This window comes from Pseudooceanicola profundi, from assembly GCF_050897955.1.
Classification (GTDB): Bacteria; Pseudomonadota; Alphaproteobacteria; order Rhodobacterales; family Rhodobacteraceae; genus Pseudooceanicola.
In genome coordinates this window covers 1386855-1407628 of the sequence record NZ_JBPAXZ010000001.1, presented here as the reverse complement: position 1 = coordinate 1407628, position 20774 = coordinate 1386855, and the positions used below count along the sequence as shown (strand labels likewise).

General features: G+C 64.3%; 22 protein-coding genes and 1 tRNA gene. 15 read left to right on the top strand and 8 right to left on the bottom strand.

Going from position 1 to position 20774, the window contains the following annotated elements; translation table 11 throughout:
* Positions 1 to 128: 128 nt before the first annotated feature.
* Both ACRARG_RS07025 and ttcA read right to left on the bottom strand, forming a co-directional pair.
* Entirely contained in the window at positions 129 to 1673 is a 1545-nt protein-coding gene (locus ACRARG_RS07025) for a putative bifunctional diguanylate cyclase/phosphodiesterase (RefSeq protein ID WP_432689277.1), read from the bottom strand.
* Positions 1674 to 1728: 55 nt separating this feature from the next.
* Positions 1729 to 2619, bottom strand: coding sequence for a tRNA 2-thiocytidine(32) synthetase TtcA (ttcA, locus tag ACRARG_RS07020; protein WP_432689276.1), 891 nt, complete (start codon positions 2617 to 2619; stop codon positions 1729 to 1731).
* A 99-nt stretch (positions 2620 to 2718) separates the two neighbouring features.
* Between ttcA and ACRARG_RS07015 the strand changes: the two genes are divergently transcribed.
* Complete coding sequence (locus tag ACRARG_RS07015) at positions 2719 to 3963, top strand: NAD(P)/FAD-dependent oxidoreductase (protein WP_432689275.1); 1245 nt, start codon at positions 2719 to 2721, stop codon at positions 3961 to 3963.
* 21 nt (positions 3964 to 3984) lie between these two features.
* On the opposite strand, the gene yidD is transcribed toward ACRARG_RS07015, so the two are convergent.
* The 3 genes from yidD to rpmH form a co-directional block, all read right to left on the bottom strand.
* On the bottom strand, positions 3985 to 4206 hold the full coding sequence (gene yidD / locus ACRARG_RS07010; protein ID WP_432689274.1) for a membrane protein insertion efficiency factor YidD: 222 nt from the start codon (positions 4204 to 4206) through the stop codon (positions 3985 to 3987).
* Complete coding sequence (gene rnpA / locus ACRARG_RS07005; RefSeq protein WP_432689273.1) at positions 4203 to 4550, bottom strand: ribonuclease P protein component; 348 nt, start codon at positions 4548 to 4550, stop codon at positions 4203 to 4205. Before rnpA ends, yidD begins: the two co-directional genes overlap by 4 nt.
* Before the next feature lie 145 nt (positions 4551 to 4695).
* The gene (gene rpmH / locus ACRARG_RS07000; RefSeq protein ID WP_043868490.1) at positions 4696 to 4830 is read right to left on the bottom strand and encodes a 50S ribosomal protein L34; all 135 of its coding nucleotides are present in this window, start codon (positions 4828 to 4830) and stop codon (positions 4696 to 4698) included.
* Positions 4831 to 5089: 259 nt separating this feature from the next.
* Here rpmH and ACRARG_RS06995 point away from each other — a divergent pair, with 259 nt between their 5' ends.
* The 14 genes from ACRARG_RS06995 to ACRARG_RS06930 all read left to right on the top strand — a co-directional run bounded on the left by ACRARG_RS06995 (position 5090) and on the right by ACRARG_RS06930 (position 17470).
* Positions 5090 to 5806 (top strand): TVP38/TMEM64 family protein, encoded by a 717-nt coding sequence (locus tag ACRARG_RS06995; protein WP_432689272.1) that lies wholly within the window; start codon positions 5090 to 5092, stop codon positions 5804 to 5806.
* A complete protein-coding gene (locus ACRARG_RS06990; RefSeq protein ID WP_432689271.1) occupies positions 5803 to 7209 on the top strand; it encodes a dihydrolipoyl dehydrogenase family protein in 1407 nt (468 codons plus the stop codon). The genes ACRARG_RS06995 and ACRARG_RS06990 overlap by 4 nt, the downstream gene beginning before the upstream one ends.
* 18 nt (positions 7210 to 7227) lie before the next feature.
* Positions 7228 to 8628 carry a sensor histidine kinase gene (locus tag ACRARG_RS06985; protein ID WP_432689270.1) on the top strand — a complete coding sequence of 467 codons (1401 nt, stop codon included), beginning with the start codon at positions 7228 to 7230 and terminating at the stop codon, positions 8626 to 8628.
* Positions 8629 to 8719: 91 nt separating this feature from the next.
* Positions 8720 to 8796 (top strand) — tRNA-Arg (locus ACRARG_RS06980).
* Positions 8797 to 9264: 468 nt separating this feature from the next.
* Entirely contained in the window at positions 9265 to 10194 is a 930-nt protein-coding gene (locus tag ACRARG_RS06975; protein WP_432689269.1) for an ABC transporter ATP-binding protein, read from the top strand.
* Positions 10191 to 10952 (top strand): ABC transporter permease, encoded by a 762-nt coding sequence (locus ACRARG_RS06970; RefSeq protein ID WP_432689268.1) that lies wholly within the window; start codon positions 10191 to 10193, stop codon positions 10950 to 10952. The genes ACRARG_RS06975 and ACRARG_RS06970 overlap by 4 nt, the downstream gene beginning before the upstream one ends.
* An 85-nt stretch (positions 10953 to 11037) precedes the next feature.
* On the top strand, positions 11038 to 11835 hold the full coding sequence (locus ACRARG_RS06965) for a S49 family peptidase (protein ID WP_432689267.1): 798 nt from the start codon (positions 11038 to 11040) through the stop codon (positions 11833 to 11835).
* Positions 11836 to 11850: 15 nt separating this feature from the next.
* Complete coding sequence (locus ACRARG_RS06960; RefSeq protein WP_432689266.1) at positions 11851 to 12009, top strand: hypothetical protein; 159 nt, start codon at positions 11851 to 11853, stop codon at positions 12007 to 12009.
* Complete coding sequence (locus ACRARG_RS06955) at positions 12009 to 12962, top strand: calcium/sodium antiporter (RefSeq protein ID WP_432691330.1); 954 nt, start codon at positions 12009 to 12011, stop codon at positions 12960 to 12962. The genes ACRARG_RS06960 and ACRARG_RS06955 overlap by 1 nt, the downstream gene beginning before the upstream one ends.
* Before the next feature lie 11 nt (positions 12963 to 12973).
* Complete coding sequence (locus tag ACRARG_RS06950; protein WP_432689265.1) at positions 12974 to 13759, top strand: SDR family oxidoreductase; 786 nt, start codon at positions 12974 to 12976, stop codon at positions 13757 to 13759.
* Positions 13760 to 14059: 300 nt separating this feature from the next.
* On the top strand, positions 14060 to 15925 hold the full coding sequence (uvrC, locus tag ACRARG_RS06945; protein WP_432689264.1) for an excinuclease ABC subunit UvrC: 1866 nt from the start codon (positions 14060 to 14062) through the stop codon (positions 15923 to 15925).
* Between the two features lie 198 nt (positions 15926 to 16123).
* The gene (pgsA, locus tag ACRARG_RS06940) at positions 16124 to 16786 is read left to right on the top strand and encodes a CDP-diacylglycerol--glycerol-3-phosphate 3-phosphatidyltransferase (RefSeq protein WP_432689263.1); all 663 of its coding nucleotides are present in this window, start codon (positions 16124 to 16126) and stop codon (positions 16784 to 16786) included.
* The gene (gene moaD, locus ACRARG_RS06935) at positions 16786 to 17031 is read left to right on the top strand and encodes a molybdopterin converting factor subunit 1 (protein WP_432689262.1); all 246 of its coding nucleotides are present in this window, start codon (positions 16786 to 16788) and stop codon (positions 17029 to 17031) included. Before pgsA ends, moaD begins: the two co-directional genes overlap by 1 nt.
* A gap of 1 nt (position 17032) precedes the next feature.
* Positions 17033 to 17470 carry a molybdenum cofactor biosynthesis protein MoaE gene (locus ACRARG_RS06930; RefSeq protein WP_432689261.1) on the top strand — a complete coding sequence of 146 codons (438 nt, stop codon included), beginning with the start codon at positions 17033 to 17035 and terminating at the stop codon, positions 17468 to 17470.
* 43 nt (positions 17471 to 17513) lie between these two features.
* Here ACRARG_RS06930 and ACRARG_RS06925 read toward each other — a convergent pair whose 3' ends face one another.
* From ACRARG_RS06925 to ubiA, 3 genes are read right to left on the bottom strand one after another with little or no spacing between them, the layout of a single operon-like run.
* Positions 17514 to 17843, bottom strand: coding sequence for a hypothetical protein (locus ACRARG_RS06925; RefSeq protein WP_432689260.1), 330 nt, complete (start codon positions 17841 to 17843; stop codon positions 17514 to 17516).
* Entirely contained in the window at positions 17830 to 19749 is a 1920-nt protein-coding gene (locus ACRARG_RS06920; RefSeq protein ID WP_432689259.1) for an OmpA family protein, read from the bottom strand. Before ACRARG_RS06920 ends, ACRARG_RS06925 begins: the two co-directional genes overlap by 14 nt.
* A gap of 60 nt (positions 19750 to 19809) precedes the next feature.
* Complete coding sequence (gene ubiA / locus ACRARG_RS06915; RefSeq protein ID WP_432689258.1) at positions 19810 to 20772, bottom strand: 4-hydroxybenzoate octaprenyltransferase; 963 nt, start codon at positions 20770 to 20772, stop codon at positions 19810 to 19812.
* Positions 20773 to 20774 lie beyond the last annotated feature (2 nt).

The following is a 20774-nucleotide window of genomic DNA, read 5'->3' as shown; positions in this document are numbered from 1 at the left end:
TGCCGAGAAATTGGTAGGCCGGTTCAACAGAGGCGGGCGGCAAAGGTCAAGGGGGGATTGGTAAAACGTGAGGTATCGGCCCCCATCGCGGGAGGCGCCCGGTCCTGTGACGCGGCCGCGGGGCGATCTCAGCCGCCGCCGCGCATGATCCTAGGGGGCGGTAGGAATTTTGCGCTTTGCTCCCTGACCCAGGGCGCGACCGAATCGAATGGCATGGGGCGCGCGATCCCGAACCCCTGCACGTGGTCGCAGCCCAATTGCGCGAGGGTCACGTGTTCGCTGGGTGTTTCTACCCCTTCGGCCAGCGTGTCGAGGCCGAGGCGTTCCGACATGGTGAGGATGGCTGCAATCATGCGCTGCTGTTCGGGATCGCGATCGACTTTCATCACAAAGCTGCGGTCGATCTTGATCCGAGCGACGGCGAAGCGGCGGATGGAGGAGATAGAGGCATGCCCCGTCCCGAAATCGTCAAGGTCGATACGGCATCCCAGTTTTGACAGGCCATTAACGTTGAGCACGACGACATCCTCCGGAGAGGAGGCGATGACGGTTTCCAGCACCTCGACCGTCAGGCGTTCCGGGGCGAGGCCGTGACGGTCCAGTTCCCATTTGACCTTTTCGATAAGCTTGGGATTGCGAAGCTCATAGGGGGAAAAATTCACACCGACCTGGGGGATGTCGACCCCCATACCATCCCATCTGTTGAGAGCGGTCAGCGCGGCTGAAAGCATCACCTCGCCCAGGCGGCAGAGATGGCCGGATGCCTCCAGCACCGAGAGGAATTCAGAAGGCGCGACAAAGCCCCGATCGGGATGGTGCCAGCGGGCCAGGGCTTCCATACCTGTGACGAGGCCGGTATCGGTCGAAATCTGCGGCTGGAAAAAGGGATAAATCTGCCCGGCCTCAAGCGCGGCGACGACATCGGCCCCGCGAACCAGCACATTGTGCCGGGATTTTTTCATTTCTTTCGCGTAACTTCTTACGGCGGAGGGGGCGTTCATTTCCGCTTCCTCAAGCGCGCTGAGGGCACAGTCGAGCAGGGCCTGCCCCCTTGGTTCATTCGCCCGGGACGCCAGACAGAATCCAATCGATGCGGAGGCATAGATCACGGTGTTGTCGAGAGCGGTCGGTTCCTCCACCGCGATCTGGATACGGGAGGCGAGCTGGATCGCGCGTTCCGTGTCGAGATGGGCGGAGGGGGCGATGGCAATGCCGAACCGGGCCGGGCCCAGCCGACAGATGATATCATCGGCCCGCACTGCCTTGCGAATACGCATTGCGGTCTGGTTCACCACATGATCAGCCGCAGCGCTTCCGTAACGGTCTGATATCACATCGAAATCGTCGAGGCTGAGCACAAAGCATGCCCCGCCACGCAGAGGTCGGTCCGGCCCGGCGATCCGGTCCAGCGCGGAGACAAGCGCGTCGCGCAGCGGCAATCCCGTGACACCGTCGGATGCGGGCGTGGGCCGTGCCCGCGGTGCGCCGAAGACGCCGGATATGGCAAAAATCCCGGGCAGGGTCAGGCTGGCGGCAATCAGCCAGGCTTCGCCACCAAACCAGAACGCGCCCAGAGCCAGCGCGGGAACAAAGGCCACCACAGGCGGGCCGGTCAGCAGGCGACCTGCCGATTGCCGGCTTTTGCGAACCAAGTCCTGGATGCGCCCGTTCATACACGGCCCCCTGTGTGACTGTGGGGCAAGCTAGCTGCAGATAATCAACAGCAGTTTAACGCAGGCGCGGGATTTCCGTTTCTGTTTCCTCCGGCCCCGCAACCGGGTTCGGTCGCAGCAGCCCGGCAAAGTCGAAGAGCTTGGGGTCGAGCATATGCGAAGGGCGGATATTGGTCAGCGCCTTGAACATGACCTGACGCCGGCCGGGGCTGTTCTTTTCCCAGCCGTCGAGGATCTGCTTTACCTGCTGGCGCTGCAGTCCGTCCTGCGACCCGCAGAGGTCACAGGGGATGATCGGGTAATTCATGGACCGCGCGAATTTCTCGCAATCGACCTCGGCCACATGGGCGAGGGGGCGCAGGACAAACAGATCGCCTTCCTCGTTCACCAGTTTCGGCGGCATGGTGGCGAGCCGCCCGCCGTGGAAGAGGTTCATGAAGAAGGTTTCGAGGATATCGTCGCGATGATGGCCCAGCACCACCGCCGAACAGCCTTCCTCCCGCGCGATGCGGTAGAGGTTGCCGCGGCGCAGGCGGGAACAGAGGGCGCAATAGGTGCGGCCCTGGGGGACCTTGTCGACGACGATGGAATAGGTGTCCTGATATTCGATCCGGTGCGGTACCTGCATACGTTCAAGGAATTCGGGCAGGACAGTGGCCGGAAAGCCCGGCTGGCCCTGATCGAGGTTGCAGGCCAGGATCTCCACCGGCAGCAGGCCGCGCCATTTCAGCTCGTAGAGGACGGCGAGCAGCGTATAGCTGTCCTTGCCGCCCGAGAGGCAGACGAGCCATTTCTCCGGGCTGCCATCAGGGCGGGTGCCGACCATGCCATACTGATCCACCGCCTCGCGCACATGTTGCACGATGCGTTTGCGCAGCTTCTTGAATTCGGTGCTTTTGGGGGCACCGTGGAAGAGCGGATGGATATCGTCGGCTTCGTCGAACATGGGGCCGCATATCGCATGTTGGCGGCGCCGGGGGAAGGGGCTTGCAAGGGTCTTGCGGTCCGGGGGGGCGCGGGCCTCTATGGGGCAGGAGGTCGGGGTATGGCGGATTTTGACGTGGCGGTCCTCGGGGCCGGGATCGTGGGGGTGAGCACGGCGCTCTGGCTGCGGATGCGCGGGCATGCCGTGGTTCTGGTGGATCCGGCCGTGCCGGGCTCCGGCACCAGTTCCGGGAATGCCTGCACGATTGCGACCTATGCCTGCCTTCCGGTGAATGACCCGTCTGTTCTGAGCGGGTTGCCGGGGCTGCTTTTCGGTGGGGATAGTCCGCTGTCGGTGTCCTGGTCCCATGCGCTGCGCAACCCGCGCTGGATGCTGTCGTTTCTGGCCAATTGCCGGGCAGGGCGGTCGCAGGCGATATCCGAAGCGCTGGCCCGGCTGCTGGCACATGCGGAGGCGGGGCTTATGCCCCTGATCGAAGAGGCGGAAGCCGAGGATCTGATCCTGTCGCGCGGTCAGATCTCCGTCTGGTCGACGGAGCAGGGGGCGGAGGGGGCGGAGGCAGGGTTGCGGCGGCGCGCGGCTTTGGGTGTGGCCTACCGGGAGCTGACGATGGGGGAGTTGCGGGACATGGAGCCGGGGCTGGGGCTGGAAGCCCGGCGGGCGGTGCATTTTCACGACGCGCGGCATGTGCCCGACCCGCTGGCGCTGGTGCAGCGATTTCACGCGAGATTTGGGGCGCTGGGTGGGGAGACGCTGGTGGCGCGCGCGGTGGAGTGTCGGGAGAGCGCGGAAGGTGTCCGGATCACGCTGGACGACGGGCGGGAGGTCGGCGCCGGACATGCGGTCATCGCAGCGGGTGCCTTTTCGCATCGGATCCGGGGCGGCGGGGCGGAGTGTATGCCGCTGGGCACGGAGCGGGGCTATCATCTGATGTATTCGGGGGAGGCACATCGCGTGACCCGGCCTGTCGGCTGGGGGGAGGGCGGGTTCTATGCCGTGCCAACCGATCTGGGCCTGCGGCTGGCCGGAACGGTGGAGATCGCGGCGCGGGAAGCGCCGGTCAATGCCGGGCGGCTCGACTATCTCGCGCGGCGGGGGCGGGAGATGTTCGCCGGTTTGCCGGAGCCTTCGTCCCACTGGATGGGATATCGTCCGACCCTGCCGGATTCGCTGCCCGCGATCGGGCGGGCGCCGGGCGGGCAGCGGGTGATCCATGCCTTCGGGCATCAGCACCTGGGGCTGACGCTGGGCGGGATCACGGGCCGGATCGTGGCCGATCTGGTGGAGGGGCGGGCGCCGAACATGGCGCTCACGGCCTATGACCCGGCGCGGCGGTTCGTCTGAGTGTCAGGTCGTGTCCAAGGGTCAGTCGGGCACATCATCCACGCCCATGCCGCCCCAGGGGTGGCAGCGGGCAATGCGGCGGGCGGCGAGCCATCCGCCCTTCAGCCCGCCATGTTTCCGCAGGGCTTCAAGCGCATAGGCGGAGCAGGTCGGGTCATATCGACAGTTGTGCCCGACCCAGGGCGAGAAGATCGCGCGATAGGCCCGGACCGGCAGGGACAGGAGCCAGGCCAGGGGGGTCATTGGCCGTGGATCTTCTTCAGCGCATAGGCCAGATCGCCCTGCAGATCGGTGAAGGGCCGCTCTGCCGTGGCCCCGGCGCGGCCGATCAGCACGTAGTCCCAGCCGGCGCGGCCGTGCTGTGACAGGACCAGCCGGGCGACCTCTCTCAGGCGCCGTTTGGCGCGGTTGCGGGCGACAGCATTGCCGACCTTCTTGGAGCAGGTGAAGCCGACGCGGATGCCCTCTGCCGGTTCATCCTCCCGCCGCTGACGGGCCTGCACCATCATCCCCGCCGTGCCCTGACGCCGCGCCCGGGCGGCGGCCAGGAAATCGGAACGGTTGCGCAGGATTTGCAGGGGCTGCATCGGGGCTTGGTCCTATCCGGGCCCGCCAGTCGACGGGCCGGTGAGAATGACCGCCCGGAGGCGGACAAGCGAAAACCGCCCGGGCGCGGGGCCGGGGCGGTTCATCATCTGTGCCAGTCCGGTCCCGCGCGACGCGGGGCGAAACTTATGCGCTCAGCGACTTGCGGCCGCGGGCACGACGTGCGTTCAGCACCTTGCGGCCGGCTTTGGTCGCCATGCGGGCGCGGAAACCGTGACGCCGCTTGCGCACGAGGTTCGAGGGTTGGTAGGTGCGTTTCATCGCTCCATCTCCGTCTGCTTGCGCCTGAGTGGCGGGTTCAGTCGCGGGGCCGGGTCACGGGTTCAGGGAATCGCGCCGCCGGTTCGCGGGTGTATCGAAGCCCGCTCTATAGGGAGGTGACAGGAGCATGTCAAACCTGCAGGTGACGGATCGGCAAGATTTTTGCGCCGGTATTCCTGACGCTGCCGGGGGCTTTTCAGCGGATCGCCGGCGTCGCATTCTGCACCATGTTATGGCTGTCCGCAAAAAGGAGGCCCGCATGGCCCGTGTTTTCCCCGGCCAAGGCAGGCTGCGCCGGCTCGCCCCATTGCTGGTGCTGGCTGTGCTGGCCATCGGGGCGGCCGTGGCGCTGCGGGGGGAGCTGAGCTATGCCGCGCTGGAGGCACGGCATGCAGCGCTGGCGGAATACCGGGACGCCCATTACGGGCCATCCGTCCTGATTTTCATCGGTATTTATGCGGCGATCGTCACGTTGTCCCTGCCGGGGGCGACAGTGTCGACATTGACGGGCGGGTTTCTCTTCGGGGTCTGGCCCGGGACGCTGATCAATATGGTTGCGGCGACGCTGGGGGCGTCGGTGCTGTTTGTCGTTCTCAGGGCCGGGCTGGGCCGGGGGCTGGCGGCGCGGATCGAGGCGGGCGGGGGACGGGTGGCCGAGGTCAAGCGCGGGCTCGACCGGAACCAGTGGCCGATGCTGTTCTTTATCCGACTGGCGCCGGTCATCCCGTTTTTTGTCGCCAATGTGCTGCCGGCGCTTCTGGATGTACCTCTGCGCCGGTTCGTCATCTCGACGTTTCTCGGGATCCTGCCGGGGGCGCTGATCTATACCTCCGTTGGTGCGGGGCTCGACCGGGTGCTGGCAGAGGGGGGCGCGCCGGATCTGGGCCTCGTCTTTGAGCCATATGTTTTCCTTCCCCTGCTGGGGCTGGCGGGGTTGTCCCTGCTGCCGGTGATCCTGCGGCGGCGGCGGACATGAGCCAGGCCGACCTCATCGTGATCGGCGCCGGGGCGGCTGGGCTGTCAGTCGCCGCCGGGGCGGCGCAGATGGGGGCGCGGGTTGTGCTGGTCGAGGCGGGGGAGATGGGCGGCGACTGTCTGAACCACGGCTGTATTCCCTCCAAATCGCTGATCGCCGCGGCGGCGCGCGTGCAGATGGCGCGGGACGGATTCCCGGGAATGGTCGCAGCTGAGCCCGAGGTCGATTTTGCCGCGGTCATGGATCATGTCAGGACAGTTATCGCGGGGATCGCGCCGCATGACGGACAGGCGCGGTTCGAACGTCTGGGTGTGCGTGTGATCCGAGGTTGGGCACGGTTCGTCGGGCCGGACAGCGTCGCGGTGGGTGACGAGGTTCTGCGCGCCCGCAGGATCGTTATCGCCACGGGGTCGCGACCTGCGGTGCCGGTGGTGCCGGGGCTCGACCGGGTGGCCTATCTCACCAATGAAACGGTTTTTGCGCTGACGGCCCTGCCGGCGCATCTGGCGGTGATGGGGGCCGGGCCGGTTGGCGTGGAGCTGGCGCAGGCGTTTCGCCGACTTGGGGCAAAGGTCACACTGATCGACCGCGGTGCGATGCTGAAGCGGGAGGACCCGCAGGCCGTTGCCGTCGTTCGGGCGGCGCTGCTGCGCGACGGCGTGGCCGTGCTTGAGGAGTGCGCCCTGTCCTCGGTGGCGGCCGATGGTGCGGCGATCCGGCTGGAGACGGCGATGGGGCCGGTTGTGGCCACTCACCTGCTTGTCGCGACGGGGCGGGAGGCCAGCGTGGCGGGGCTGGAGTTAGGGGCGGCGGGCATTGCTGGGGATGCGCGCGGCATCCCGGTCGACCGGCGGCTGCGCACGGTCAACCGCCGGGTCTTTGCCGTGGGTGACGTGGCTGCGGGCCAGCCGAGATTCACCCATGTCGCCGGTTTTCATGCCGGGGTGGTGGTCCGTCAGGCGATGCTGGGGCTGCCTGCGCGCGCCGACCGCGCCATTGTCCCCCGTGCGACCTATTCGGCGCCGGAGCTGGCGCAGGTCGGGCTGACCGAGACGGAGGCGCGGGCGCGGCATGGCGACATTGCCGTCATCACGAAGCCGTTCGACGAAAATGACCGGGCGCGGACCGATCTTGGCACGGGCGGATGGATCAAGCTGGTGATCCGGCGCGGGCAGGTGATCGGGGTCACGCTGGTCGCACCGGCCGCGTCGGAGCTGATCGCGCCCTGGGCTGTGAGCCTGTCGCAGGGGCTGGCGCTGCGGAGGATCGCGGGAACGATCCTGCCGTATCCGACACGGTCAGAACTGGGCAAAGCGGCGGCGGGGGCCTATTTCTCTGCTAAACTCTTTGGTAATCCCTTGATTGAACGGGTCGTGCGGCTGATCCAGCGCATGATCCCCTGATCCAGTTTCGGACGCCCTATGTTACGCTCGCTTTCCGGTCGCTTCCTGATCCTCACGGTGCTCTTCGTGATGCTGGCCGAGATTGTGATCCTTGTGCCGTCGGTCGCGCGGTTTCGGCAGGATTACCTGTTGTCGCGGCTTGAGAGGGCTCAGATCGCCTCGCTCGCCGCTCTGGCCGACGATATGGTGAATGCCGATATCGAGGAAGAGCTGCTGCGCAATGCCGAAGTGTACAATATTGTGCTGCGGCGGGACGAGGCGCGGCAACTGGTGCTGTCCTCGCCGGTGCCCGAGGAGATCTCGGCGACCTATGATCTGCGGACGGACGGGCCTATCGCCCTGATGAAAGATGCGGTGGCCGTGCTGATGGACCCTGCGCCCCGTGTGATCCGGGTTATCGGCAACCCGGTGCGGGAGGCCGGGCTGCTAATCGAGGTGACCATGCCCACGGCCGGCCTGCGCATGGCCATGATCGACTATGGCTGGCGGATCCTCGGCTTGTCTTTCGCCATTTCGGTGATCACAGCGGTGTTTCTGTTTCTCGCCGTTCGGGCGCTGATCGTGCGCCCGATCAAACATGTCATCGAACAGATGCAGAGCTATGCCGCCGCACCGGAAGATGCGCGCAGGATCATCGAGCCGGGCGCCGGTGTGACGGAACTGCGCGAAGCCGAACAGGCGCTGAAACAGCTGGAGACGGAGCTGACGGGCGCGCTGAAACAGAAGGAACGGCTGGCGCAGCTGGGCGGTGCGGTGGCCAAGATCAGTCACGACCTGCGCAATATCCTGACCTCGGCCCAGCTGTTCACGGATCGGATCGAGCAGAGCGAGGACCCGACGGTCCGGCGGCTGGCGCCGAAGCTTGTGAACTCCATCGCGCGGGCGGTGAGCCTGTGCGAGAATACGCTGGCATTTGGCCGGGCAGAGGAGCCGGCGCCGCGGCTTGTGATGGTCAATCTTGCCGAACTTGTCGGCGATGTGATCGACGGAGAGCGGCTGGCCGTGGGCGAGGCCGATGTTTCCTTTTCCGAAGATATCCCGGCGGTGATGCGGGTTCGGGCCGATCCGGAGCAGCTGCACCGTGTGCTTCTGAACCTCGTCCGCAACGCGCGCCAGGCCATTGTTGCAACCGGCAAATCGGGCGAGATCTCGGTTGCCGCGCGGGAAGATGATCATGATTGGGTCGTGACCGTCACCGATACGGGGCCGGGGCTTCCGCCCAAGGCGCAGCAGAACCTGTTCACGCCGTTCCAGGGCGGTGCCACACGCGGCGGGGCGGGTCTGGGGCTGGCAATTTCTTCGGAGCTGATCCGGGGTCACGGCGGCGCGCTGAAGCTTGAGCGCTCTGGCGAGGACGGCACCTGCTTTCGTGTGGTGCTGCCGAAATCGGTGGCGGACCTGCCCCGGGCGGCAGAGTAACGCCGGCCCGGCCCGCGGCGGAGCCGGGATCGAAAAAGGCCAAATTTTTCGCTTGAACTCGTGCCGACCGGCGGGTAGATGCACGCCCTACGGACCGATAGCTCAGCTGGATAGAGTACTTGACTACGAATCAAGGGGTCGGGGGTTCGAATCCTCCTCGGTCCGCCACCTTGATCTTCTCAGACATCGATAGATTGACCTCGCAACGCGGCGAGGGACGATTTTCTGCGCTTCAGCCAGCTTGATGACTGTTGCCGTTTTGGGATCAAATTTCGTTATTTTGGGCGCTTGTTTCCGGATGCCGGAGCTGACGTCCTATACCGTTTTGCCTCGTCTGTGTTCGAAAAATATCGGTAAAACATCGGCTTGCGATATTTCTGCAAGGGGCGGGCGGTGATGTTTCCACCAAAACAACCCGTGACAATTATATTGGCCGTAAGGCAGGGGGTGATCTGCCCAAAAGTGGTGATGGCGTTGACAGGATTCTCGTCGGCGCCACCTGTCAGGAGCTTGTCTGCGCCCGGTGCAAAGCCACATCTCCTCATGTGCAATTCTGCAAGGTAAACTGTTCGGTTTAGCTGTTTCGGCCTCCCGCCAGCCGGGATATGGTCGGCGTTCTGAAGAGGAGGGCCCGGTATGCCACCTATCCTGCAGGTAAAAGACCTGAAAAAGACCTATGAGGGCGGGTTCGATGCGCTCAGGGGCATTGATCTGGACATAGAAGAGGGGGAGATTCTGGCGCTGCTGGGCCCGAACGGTGCAGGCAAGACAACGCTGATCTCTACCATCTGCGGCATTACCGTGCCGAGCTCCGGCACGGCGACCGTTGCGGGGTATGACATCATCTCCGACTACCGGCAGGCGCGATCCGCGATCGGGCTGGTGCCGCAGGAGGTGAACCTGGAACCGTTCGAGACGGTGTTCAACACGGTCCGCCTCAGTCGCGGCATCTTTGGACTGCGCCGGAACGATGCGTTGATCGAGGACATCCTGCGCAAGCTCTCGCTCTGGGAGAAGAAGGACAATCAGGTCAAGGAGCTGTCAGGCGGGATGAAGCGCCGGGTTCTGATCGCCAAAGCGCTGAGCCATGAGCCGCGCGTGCTGTTCCTGGACGAGCCGACTGCGGGCGTGGACGTCGCCCTGCGCAAGGATATGTGGGAGATCGTGGCCGATCTGAAACGGCAGGGTGTGACCATCATCCTGACCACCCATTACATCGAAGAGGCGGAGGCGATTGCCGACCGGGTCGGCGTGATCTCCAAGGGGCAGATCCTTCTGGTGGAGGACAAGCAGGCGCTTATGCAGCGCATGGGCCGCAAGCAGCTGGCCATCGAGCTGCGGGAACCGCTGGCCGCCATCCCCGAAAGCCTGAAACTACATGATCTGAGCCTGTCGGAAGACGGCAGCGTGCTGACCTACAGCTATGACACGAAGAAGGAGCGGACGGGGATCACCACGCTGCTCTCGGCGCTGTCGGCAGAGGGGATCGTGCTGCGGGACCTCTCGACCAGCCAATCGTCGCTGGAAGAGATCTTCGTGGACCTTGTCGAGGAGGGCGCGGCATGAACCTGATTGCCATCTGGTCTATCTATCGTAATGAAATGATGCGGTTTTTTCGGACTCTGCTGCAGAGCTTCATCTCTCCCGTCATCTCGACCTCGCTTTATTTCGTGGTCTTCGGCACGGCCATCGGCAGCCGGATCGAAACGGTGGAGGGCGTGCCCTATGGCGCCTTCATCGTGCCGGGGCTGATCATGCTGTCGGTCATGATGCAGTCGATCTCCAACGCGTCCTTCGCCATCTACTTCCCCAAGTTCATCGGCACGATCTACGAGGTGCTCTCGGCCCCGGTGAATTTCCTTGAGGTGGTTGTGGGCTATGTCGGCGCGGCGGCGACCAAGTCGCTGTTTATCGGGCTGGTGATCCTCGGCACGGCGTCGCTTTTCGTCGATCTGACGATCGCGCATCCCTTTGCGATGATCGCCTTCCTCGTGCTGACCTGCGTGTCCTTTGCGCTGATGGGGTTCATCATCGGGATCTGGGCGAAGAATTTCGAACAGCTGCAGCTGGTGCCCTTGCTGGTGGTCACGCCGCTGGTGTTCCTGGGCGGGTCTTTCTACTCGATCTCCATGCTGCCGCCGATCTGGCAGAAGATCACGCTGTTCAATCCGGTGGTCTATCTGATCTCGGGGTTCCGCTGGGCGTTCTTCGATATGTCGGACGTGTCGGTGGCGGTCAGCCTCGGGGCGATTGCGCTGTTCACCGCGCTCTGCCTGACGATCACCTGGCTGATTTTCAAGACCGGCTGGCGCCTGCGCGACTGACCCCGCTGCCGCATGGCAGAATGAATTCGCGCCTCTGCGCGCCCCGTCCCTTGTCGAAGGGGGCGGGGGCCTCTACATCGCTGGCATGAGCGTTGTGAACCGTTTTATCAAACGCCCGCCCGTGGTCTCCGTGATCCGGTTGCAGGGCATGATCTCCTCGGGGCCGCGTGGCCCGCTGAGCGATGAGGCCATCGGGCCCGCGATTGAAAAAGCTTTCCGTAAGGGTAAGCCCGCAGCGGTGGCGCTGGTGATCAATTCACCGGGCGGCTCGCCGGTGCAATCCTCGCTCATTGCGGCGCGTATCCGGCGGCTGGCGGAGGAGAAGTCCGTTCCCGTTTACGCCTTTGTCGAGGATGCGGCGGCCTCGGGCGGTTACTGGCTGGCCTGTGCGGCGGATGAGATTTACGCGGACCGGACCTCTGTCGTCGGCTCCATCGGTGTGATCGCGGCGTCTTTCGGGGCGCATGTTCTGCTGGCTCGTCAGGGGGTGGAACGGCGAGTGCATACGGCGGGCAAGTCGAAAAGCATGATGGATCCCTTCCGGCCGGAAAAGGAAGAGGATGTGGAGCGGCTGAAGGGCCTGCTCGACGATATCCACGCAGCCTTTATCGACCATGTGAAGGGACGGCGCGGGGACCGGCTGAAAAGCGACGCGGATCTCTTCACCGGGGAGGTCTGGCTCGCAGGCAAGGGGCAGGCGCTTGGCCTGATCGACGGGATCGACCATGTGACCCCCTTCATGAAAGCGAAATTCGGGGAGAAGGTGCGCTTTCGCCGCTACGGGCCCAAGCGCGGCTTCTTCTCCCGCTTCGGTGCGATGGTCTTTGGCGATGCGCTGGCCGCGATCGAGGAGCGGGCGGCCTATGCCCGTCTGGGCCTCTGAGGTGAAGCGCGTATCGTGATTCTGAAAGTCGTCATCCTCTTCCTCGTGGCCATGGGCGTGCTGGCCATGTTCGGCAAGCTGAAGGCGCCACGTCTCATGTCGAACAAGTGTAAGCGGTGCGGTCGGTACAAGATCGGAAAAGGGCCCTGTCCCTGTGAAGGAGGCAAGCGATGATCCTGCCGTGGATACTTTGTGCGGTGGGGCTTGTTATCCTGCTGGTTGCCGGTGACCTGCTGGTACGGGGCGCGGTGAACCTGAGCCTTCGCATCGGTATTCCGGCGCTGATCGTGTCGCTGACAGTGGTCGCCTTCGGCACCTCCGCGCCGGAGCTTCTGATTTCCGTTCAGGCGCTGACGGAGGGCAAGCCGGGGCTCGCGCTTGGCAATGTCGTGGGATCGAACACAGCCAATGTGCTGATCGTGCTGGGCCTGCCCGCGATCATCTCCCGCATGCATACCAGCAAGCTGGATACCAAACGCAGCTACGTCATGATGCTGGTGGTTTCGGTGTTGTTCATCGGTCTGGCATTTTTCGGCACATTTACCTGGGTGTCCGGCCTTATCCTGCTGGGCGTACTGGCGCTGATCCTGGGCGATCAGTTCTACGAGGCGCGCTGCCATATGTCTGATGCGAAGGCCGCGGCTGCAGAAGAGGAAGAGGTCGAGGGGGCCGATCCCAGCCTGCCGTGGTGGCGCATTCTGGGATATCTGGCGATCGGTCTTTGCGGTCTGCCCTTTGGCGCCGATCTGCTGGTCGAAAATGCGTCGATCATCGCGGCGGCCTTTGGTGTGTCTGATGCGATGATCGGGCTGACGCTGGTGGCTTTCGGCACCTCTCTGCCAGAGCTGGCAACAACCGTCATGGCCGCGATGCGGCGTCAGGCGGATGTGGCCCTGGGCAATGTGATCGGCTCGAACGTTTTCAACCTCCTGGCGATTATCGGGATCGCGTCCCTGATCGGGCCGATCCCGGTGGCACCCGAATTCCTGCGTTTCGATCTCTGGGTCATGTTCGGGGCAGCCCTGATAATGGCGCCCTTTGTCCTGCTGGGATGGGATCTTGGTCGCAGGTGGGGAATTGTTCTCAGTGCCCTATATATTGCCTATATCGCATTGGTTTTCATCTAGCGGGGCGTTCGATGGGGCAACGGACTGCGCTGGTTACGGGCGCTGCCCACCGGCTTGGCAAGGCAATCGCACTGGATCTGGCGGCGCAGGGATATGACGTCGCCGTGCATTACAATGGTTCGGAAGAGGCGGCGCAAGCTGTCGCGCTCCGGATCAGGGAGATGGGCCGGAGCGCGATCACGCTTCAGGCGGATCTGACGCAGGAGGCCGAGGTTCAGCGGCTGGTTCCGGCGGCGGTGGAAGGTCTGGGTGCCCCGCTGCTCTGCCTTGTGAACAATGCGTCCCTGTTCGATCGCGACGATATCTGGACGGCCACCCGCGACAGCTGGGACCGGCATATGGAATGCAATCTCCGCGCGCCCTTTGTTCTGAGCCAGGGTTTCGCGGCACAGGTGCCGGACCCGCTGCCTGACCGGCATGGCGAGCCGGTGGCTCAGGGGCTGATCGTCAATATGCTGGACCAGGCGGTGCAGAAACTGACGCCGAATTTCATGACCTATCTGCTGAGCAAGACAGGGCTGTGGACTTTGACGCAGACGATGGCGCAGGCGCTGGCGCCGCGGGTCCGGGTCAATGGCATCGGGCCCGGGCCGACGCTCAAGAATGCGCGGCAGGATGAAGCGGCCTTCCGTAAGCTGCGGCGTCTTACCGTTCTTGAGCGGGGAACCGACCCCGACGACGTGCTTGCGACCCTGCGGTATTTCCTGTCCACGCCTGCGGTCACAGGTCAGCTGATCTGCCCCGATGGCGGGCAGCGGCTGGCATGGAAAACCCCCGATATCCAGTGGGAATTATGACTGCGCGATGGTTCCGTTAGGTTAGTTTGTACACCTGGTCACGGAGCGTCACACAGCCGTTACCAAAACGTTAATGTTTTCATTGTCTTGTCGGGGGGGTGATTTTAAAATTCATAAATTACAGTGGTTTGTGGTGGCGGTCAAAAAATGTGCAATCAATTGAGGCGCCTGAAATATCTGGGTTTTTTCTGAAAGGAAATTACCTGTCCCCAAAGTTATCCCCAGCTTTCGTGGAAACCTTTCCTCTTGTCCTCGGGTAGGATTATTTGCAGCTCTGGGGGAATCGCCAGAGAATTCGATATGACTGAAAATCAGGCTGAACATCTCACCGGCCATCGGTTGATCCACTCGCTTCTGGCAACGCTTGATTCGTCGCCGGGCGTCTACCGGATGCTCGATGCGGAGAGCCGTGTGCTCTACGTCGGCAAGGCGCGCAACCTGAAGGCGCGGGTGTCGAACTATGCCCGGCCCTCGGGCCATTCCGGCCGGATCGCCCGGATGATCCGCGAGACGGCCTCGATGATGTTTCTGACGACCCGGACAGAGACGGAGGCGCTGCTGCTGGAGCAGAACCTGATCAAGCAGCTCAAGCCGCGCTACAATGTGTTGCTGCGGGACGACAAGAGTTTCCCCAATATTCTGGTGACCGGCGACCATGCCTTTCCGCAGATCCTCAAGCATCGGGGGGCGAAGAAGCGGAAGGGGGATTATTATGGCCCCTTTGCCTCTGCCGGGGCGGTGAACCGGACGTTGAACCAGTTGCAACGCGTGTTTTTGCTGCGGACCTGCGGGGATTCCATGTTCGACAGCCGCACCCGGCCCTGTCTGCTGTATCAGATCAAGCGGTGTTCCGCGCCCTGCACGGGCGAGATATCGGAGGCGGATTACGCAGCTTCGGTTGCAGATGCGGAGCGGTTTCTGTCCGGCCGGTCGACACAGGTGCAGGAACGGCTGGGCGCAGAGATGCAGAAGGCCTCGGAAGAGCTGGAGTTCGAACGCGCGGCCGCCCTGCGCGACCGGATCAAGGCGCTGACCAGCGTGCAGTCCGTGCAGGGGGTGAACCCGCGCACAACGCCGGAGGCGGATGTGGTGGCGCTTCATATGGAGGGCGGGCAGGCCTGCGTGCAGGTCTTCTTCATCCGTGCCAACCAGAACTGGGGCAACCGCGACTTTTATCCGCGCGTCGGGGCCGATGTGGACGAGGCAGAGGTGCTGGAGGCCTTCCTGGGCCAGTTCTACGATACCAAGGAGCCGCCGAAGCTGATCCTGCTGTCGCATCCGATCGAGAATGCCGATCTGATGCAGGAAGCTCTGGGCGACAAGCTGGGCCGCAAGGTGGAGCTCCTGGTGCCGCAGCGGGGCGAGAAGGCGGAGCTGATCGAGAGCGCCGCCCGCAATGCCCGTGAAAGCCTGGCGCGCAAGATGTCGGAGAGTGCGACGCAGGCGAAGCTTCTGGCCGGTGTGGCGGAGGCCTTCGGGCTGGAGGGGCCGCCGCAGCGGATCGAGGTTTACGACAACTCTCACATCATGGGCACCAATGCCGTGGGCGGCATGATCGTGGCGGGGCCCGAGGGGTTCCTGAAATCGCAGTACCGCAAATTCAACATCAAGGGGGAGGAGCTGACGCCGGGCGACGACTTCGGGATGATGAAGGAGGTGCTGCGGCGGCGGCTCTCGCGCCTGCTGAAGGAGGATCCGGAGCGGGTGTCGGGGATGTGGCCCGATCTTTTGCTGATCGACGGCGGCGCGGGGCAGGTCTCGGCCGTGCAGGAGATTCTCGAAGAGCTGGGCGTGGCCGATGTGCCGATGGTGGGGGTTGCCAAGGGGGTGGACCGCGACCACGGCAAGGAAGAGTTCCACCGGCCCGGTCAGCGGGCCTTTGCGCTCAGGATGAACGATCCGGTGTTGTATTTTATCCAGCGTTTGCGGGATGAGGCGCATCGGTTCGCGATCGGCACGCATCGGGCGAAGCGGGCGAAATCGGTGATGGCGACGCCGCTGGATGAAATTCCGGGGGTGGGAGCGACGCGGAAGCGGGCTCTGCTGACGCATTTCGGCAGTGCCAAGGCGGTGTCGCGGGCGGGGCTGGCGGATCTGAAGGCCGTGGACGGCATTTCCGACAGTATTGCCGAGACCATATATGCGCATTTCCACGAGAAAACGTGACAGCCGCCCGGTCGCAGCGCTGGCCTTGCCGGGCGTGATCCAGCGGCGCGCCTGCGGCGCACAGCTTTTCCGGCGATCCTGCGGGGCAGGATCGCGCGGCCTCCGGCGGGAGTATTTGGGCCAAGATGAAGGGGCGGGGTTGTCCTCTCCCGGGAAGGGGGCTTTCCTGTGCGGGCCGGGCGGGCTATGTCCTGCGGCATGACACTGACCATTCCCAACCTGCTGACGCTGTTCCGGCTGCTGGCCGCGCCCGGGGTTGTGCTGGCCTTTGTGTTTTTGCCCCGTCCCATTGCAGACTGGGTGGCGCTGGTGCTGTTCATCCTCGCCTCTGTCACCGATTATATCGACGGCTATCTGGCGCGGAAGTGGCAGCAGATCAGCAAGATCGGCACGATGCTGGACCCGATTGCCGACAAGGCGATGGTGGTGATTGCGCTGCTGGCGCTGGGGGTGTGGTCGCCGCTGGCCAAGGTGATCGCGGTGCCGGCGGCGGTGATCCTGTTCCGCGAGGTCTTCGTTTCTGGCTTGCGGGAGTTTCTGGGCGATGTGGCGGGGACGCTGAAGGTCACGAAGCTGGCCAAGTGGAAGACCGCGGTACAGATGGTGGCGATTGCGGTTCTGATCCTGCAGGGCGTGTTCAATCACCATCTGGGGATGGCGGTCTTTGGCATGGATGCCCAGACCATTTCGGATGTGCTGAACGGGGGCGAGGCGGATCCGGTTGGATTGCGCGGCATGATGTTCCGGGCGGAATGGGGGGGCTATCTTGGGATCGCGTTGATCTGGGTGGCAGCAGTTCTGACCGGGGTTACCGGCTGGGACTATTTCGTCAAGGCGCGGCGCCATCTGGGAGGTCAGTGATGCAGGTGCTTTATTTTGCCTGGGTGCGGGAACGGATCGGGCTGCCCAAGGAAGAGCTGGAGACGGGGGCGGCCACGGTGGCCGGTCTGATCGAGGAGCTGCGCGCGCGGGAGCCGCGTTATGCGGCGGCCTTCGAGGACCTCTCGGCCTTGCGGGTGGCGCTGGATCAGGAGCTGTCGGACTTTGACGCGCCGCTGGCAGGCGTGCGGGAGGTTGCCTTCTTCCCGCCGATGACGGGCGGCTGAGATGCGGCTGGCGGTTCAGGAGGCGGCGTTCGATTTCGGGGCGGAGGCCTCGGCTTTCGCCAGCGGGCACCGCGATCAGGGGGCCATCGTCACCTTTACCGGGCTTGTGCGCGGCGATGGCGGGCTGAGCCGCATGGAGATCGAGCATTATCCCGGGATGACGGAGGCGGCGATCGAAGCGATCGCTCTTGAGGCGCAGAGCCGCTGGTCGCTGGGCGATGTGCTGGTGATCCACCGCTATGGCGTGCTTGAGCCGGGCGAGATGATCATGATGGTCGCCACTGCGGCGCCACACCGGGCCGATGCCTTCGAGGCAGCGGAATTTCTGATGGATTACCTGAAAAGCCGCGCCCCCTTCTGGAAGAAGGAGATCGGCGCGGATGGCGCGACCTGGGTGGCGGCCAAGAGCGCGGATGAGGACGCGCTGACGCGCTGGTAGCTGCCGTTCGGTCCTCTGAGGACCGGGCAGGGCGCAGACAGGCTCAGCCGGCCTTGGTCACCCGTTCGACATAGGCGCGGAGATCCTCGGCTTCATGGCGGGCCTCGCGCAGGCCTTCCATCGCGGCGGCCAGTTCGGCTTCCGTCTGGCTGAGCTGGTTGGTCAGTTCCGCCTCGCGTTGCTGAAGGTAGGTGATCGCCTGATCGCGGACCTCTTCGGCTTCATGCAGCTCGTGTGCCATGCGCTCCAGCTCGCCCATGTCGGATTTCGAGACGCGGGTAAACCGGTGGATCAGCCAATAGGAAAACCAGCCAAGGCCGAAGGCTATGAACAGGATGATCGCCGTGGCGATCACGAACTCAGTTCTGTTCATCGGCTGATGTCTCCTCGGCGGGGCCTTCTTCTTCGGTGACCTCTTCTGCGACGGATTGCTCTGCAGATTCAAGCGTCGTCTGGACCTGATCCGCCTCTGTCATCCGGATCAGAGAAAATTCAATGCGGCGGTTCGCTTCGCGGCCCTCTTCGGTCTGGTTGTCGGCGATGGGGTTTTCTTCGCCATAGCCGCGGGACAGCATGTCGCGCGTCTTGACGCGGCGGTCGCGCAGCTGGGCCAGGACGGTGTCGGCCCGGTCCTGACTGAGCTGCAGGTTCATGCTTTCGCGCCCCTGGCTGTCGGTGAAACCGGCGATTTCCATGCGGATCTGGCCACATGTTTTCAATATGTCGGCAATGTCGTTGAGGATCGACACACTGTCCGCCGTCACCGTGGCCGATCCGGGTTCGAAATTGATCTTGCGATCGTTCTGGATCGCCTGAACATCGGCCAGGCATTCTTCGGGTGTGGGGATGCCGAGGAGCGGGTCGAGCTTTTCCTCATAGGTGACATCAATGTCGAAATCCTGACCATCGCCCAGCCGTTCGGAGAGCAGCCGCGCGATTTCCGCGCTGCTGTTCTTGTCGCCGGTGTTGCCGCTGACCGCGATCCGGTCCGGTTTGACAGTGACCACGCCGTTGTTGAGCTGTGCCAGCGCTTGCAGGCCCGCCAGAACGCGTATCGACCAGACTTCCGGCAATGTGTCGTCCAGACGGGCGGCGAAATAGACGGCATCCACCCCGAATTCGGCCTTGGCGTAGCTGTCGGCTGCGGTCCGGGACAGTTCGTCGCGGATACGGCCCCGCAGCTGAACCTGACCTTCGGGTGAATATGTCGCGATGAATTCTGCGGGGCCGGTTTCCTTCGCCTCGGCGGGTTCGAGCAGGACGGCATGCAGGGTAAAGACCTCTGGCAGGTCGTTCTCAAGTTCCCCCACGACACGGTCGAAGCTGGCCGGATCGGTGGTTTCCGCGGCCAGCAGGCTGACATCGGCATCCGACATGGTGACGCTGCCCTGGCCCAGCTGACCGAGAGACCGGATCGCAGCGCTCGCGGCGTCGGCCCAGGCGGTCGATGGCACGCCCAGGCCAAGCGTGCAGGCCGTCCCGGCAGGTGCGCCCGCGCCGGTTCCCGCGGCCAGGATACGGTCGCGGGCCCGCGGCGTGTCGGCCGAACAGGCATCGAAACGGGCGCCGTCGTCGTCGATTGTAAACCGCAGCGTGAAGGGGGCGATCACCGGGCGGGGCGCGGCGATATCAAGGGTCAGGGTGATCGGCCCCGGTACCTTTCGCCGGATGGCGGTTTCAAGCTGCCGCTTGTGTTCGGGGCTTTCGGCGATGGCCTTGATGCCGACCGTGCCCGCTTTGAGCGATATCTTGGACTGCGGCAGGTCGCGCAGCGCAGAAATCGCAAAATCCAGTGTGAGAGGCCAGCTGTCCGGTACCGGGTAATCCGCCGTCTCCAGAAGGTCGGCCACGGTATCGACGCCGGGCAGATCGTCCAGACGCTCCAGCAGGCGGGCGCGGTCGGTCGAGGCCGGGACCAGCCCGATCAGCGACAGGTCATCGTCGTTACGCAGAAGCTCGATCGAGAAAAGCGGCGGCGTCATCGCTTCGGAGGCGCGCACGCGCATCTTGTCGATGACCCGCGACGCGTCGACAATGGTCCCGGCGGCGGTGATTGCCTCAAAGCGTTTCGCCTCGCTCGGGGCGGTTCCGGTCAGGACCACCTGCAGGCCGTTTGCGGTCACATCGGCCCAGGCCATGTCCCGCTCCTCCAGCGTGATCTTGACGCCGTCGGCCGATATCCTTTCCACGGCTGTGGCTGCAAAGGTGGCGACGGTCAGGGCCAGCGCCGCGGCCACCACAAACGTGGCCGGAAGGATGAGGAAGGCAGGCAGTCGCATCAGGGTGACGGTCTTTCGTTGCGTGCGGGACGGTTTAGGCCCAGATGGGCGCCGGTGCAATCAAACCAAAAGTGATATGGCGAAAAACGGCAGAGGCAGAAGGCCCGCGTTGCGATTGGCGCGGAAGAGCGTGAGACTGAGGCTGTTGTCGTCGATGTCGAGGCGGCGCAGCTGCCAGGCGAGGTGCCAGCCAAAGGCCCAGGGCCCGGCCAGCGCCAGGATCAGGGCCAGCGGGTTCTGGCGGTCGATGGCGGCGCCGATCACGGCCAGGCCCATGAGCGAGACAGAGATCACGAGGAAGCGCAGCAGCCATTTCGGCGTTTCCTGCTGAAACAGGCGGGCGGTGGATTTGACGCCGATCAGCGCGTCGTCCTCCTTGTCCTGATGGGCATAGATCGTGTCGTAGAAAAGCGTCCAGGCGATGCCCGCCACGTAGAGGACCACGGGCGGCCAGGAGAGGCCGCCGGTATGGGCGGCCCATGTCAGCAGCGCGCCCCAGTTGAAGGCGAGGCCCAGGAAGACCTGCGGCCACCAGGTGAAGCGTTTTGCGAAAGGGTAGATCGCGACGGGCAGCAGCGACAGGATGCCAAGCATTATCGCGGGCAGGGGGAATGTCAGCAGGATGGCAAAGGCGGTCAGTGCCTGTGCCACCATCCAGATGACCGCGCCCTTCACCGTGACCTGACCGGAGGGGATGGGGCGGGAGCGTGTCCGCTCAACCGCGCCGTCGAATTTGCGGTCGGTGATATCGTTCCAGGTGCAGCCCGCGCCCCGCATCAGCCAGGCCCCCGCGCCGCAGCCCAGGGCCACCCAGGCATCCATCCAGGACGCCGTGCCGGTCGACAGCATGGCGAGCAGCAGGCTCCACCAGCAGGGCAGCAGCAGCAGCCATGTGCCGATGGGCCGGTCGGCGCGGGACAGGCGGAGGTAGGGACGGGTCGCAGCGGGCGCCCAGCGGTCGACCCAGTTGCCCTTGTAGGCGTCGAAGACCTGTCCCTCTGGCGTCGGTCGGGCGGTGGACATAT

Bases quoted from the DNA above. Each gene is read 5' to 3' on its own strand.
- ACRARG_RS06930 (WP_432689261.1), top strand. From the start codon at position 17,033: ATGCGGCTGGCGGTTCAGGAGGCGGCGTTCGATTTCGGGGCGGAGGCC.
- ttcA (WP_432689276.1), bottom strand. From the start codon at position 2,619: ATGTTCGACGAAGCCGACGATATCCATCCGCTCTTCCACGGTGCCCCC.
- rnpA (WP_432689273.1), bottom strand. From the start codon at position 4,550: ATGCAGCCCCTGCAAATCCTGCGCAACCGTTCCGATTTCCTGGCCGCC.
- ACRARG_RS06975 (WP_432689269.1), top strand. From the start codon at position 9,265: ATGCCACCTATCCTGCAGGTAAAAGACCTGAAAAAGACCTATGAGGGC.
- ubiA (WP_432689258.1), bottom strand. From the start codon at position 20,772: ATGTCCACCGCCCGACCGACGCCAGAGGGACAGGTCTTCGACGCCTAC.
- ACRARG_RS06985 (WP_432689270.1), top strand. From the start codon at position 7,228: ATGTTACGCTCGCTTTCCGGTCGCTTCCTGATCCTCACGGTGCTCTTC.
- ACRARG_RS07025 (WP_432689277.1), bottom strand. From the start codon at position 1,673: ATGAACGGGCGCATCCAGGACTTGGTTCGCAAAAGCCGGCAATCGGCA.
- yidD (WP_432689274.1), bottom strand. From the start codon at position 4,206: ATGACCCCCCTGGCCTGGCTCCTGTCCCTGCCGGTCCGGGCCTATCGC.
- ACRARG_RS06990 (WP_432689271.1), top strand. From the start codon at position 5,803: ATGAGCCAGGCCGACCTCATCGTGATCGGCGCCGGGGCGGCTGGGCTG.
- moaD (WP_432689262.1), top strand. From the start codon at position 16,786: ATGCAGGTGCTTTATTTTGCCTGGGTGCGGGAACGGATCGGGCTGCCC.
- uvrC (WP_432689264.1), top strand. From the start codon at position 14,060: ATGACTGAAAATCAGGCTGAACATCTCACCGGCCATCGGTTGATCCAC.
- ACRARG_RS06995 (WP_432689272.1), top strand. From the start codon at position 5,090: ATGGCCCGTGTTTTCCCCGGCCAAGGCAGGCTGCGCCGGCTCGCCCCA.
- ACRARG_RS06925 (WP_432689260.1), bottom strand. From the start codon at position 17,843: ATGAACAGAACTGAGTTCGTGATCGCCACGGCGATCATCCTGTTCATA.
- pgsA (WP_432689263.1), top strand. From the start codon at position 16,124: ATGACACTGACCATTCCCAACCTGCTGACGCTGTTCCGGCTGCTGGCC.
- ACRARG_RS07015 (WP_432689275.1), top strand. From the start codon at position 2,719: ATGGCGGATTTTGACGTGGCGGTCCTCGGGGCCGGGATCGTGGGGGTG.
- ACRARG_RS06970 (WP_432689268.1), top strand. From the start codon at position 10,191: ATGAACCTGATTGCCATCTGGTCTATCTATCGTAATGAAATGATGCGG.
- ACRARG_RS06950 (WP_432689265.1), top strand. From the start codon at position 12,974: ATGGGGCAACGGACTGCGCTGGTTACGGGCGCTGCCCACCGGCTTGGC.
- rpmH (WP_043868490.1), bottom strand. From the start codon at position 4,830: ATGAAACGCACCTACCAACCCTCGAACCTCGTGCGCAAGCGGCGTCAC.
- ACRARG_RS06920 (WP_432689259.1), bottom strand. From the start codon at position 19,749: ATGCGACTGCCTGCCTTCCTCATCCTTCCGGCCACGTTTGTGGTGGCC.
- ACRARG_RS06965 (WP_432689267.1), top strand. From the start codon at position 11,038: ATGAGCGTTGTGAACCGTTTTATCAAACGCCCGCCCGTGGTCTCCGTG.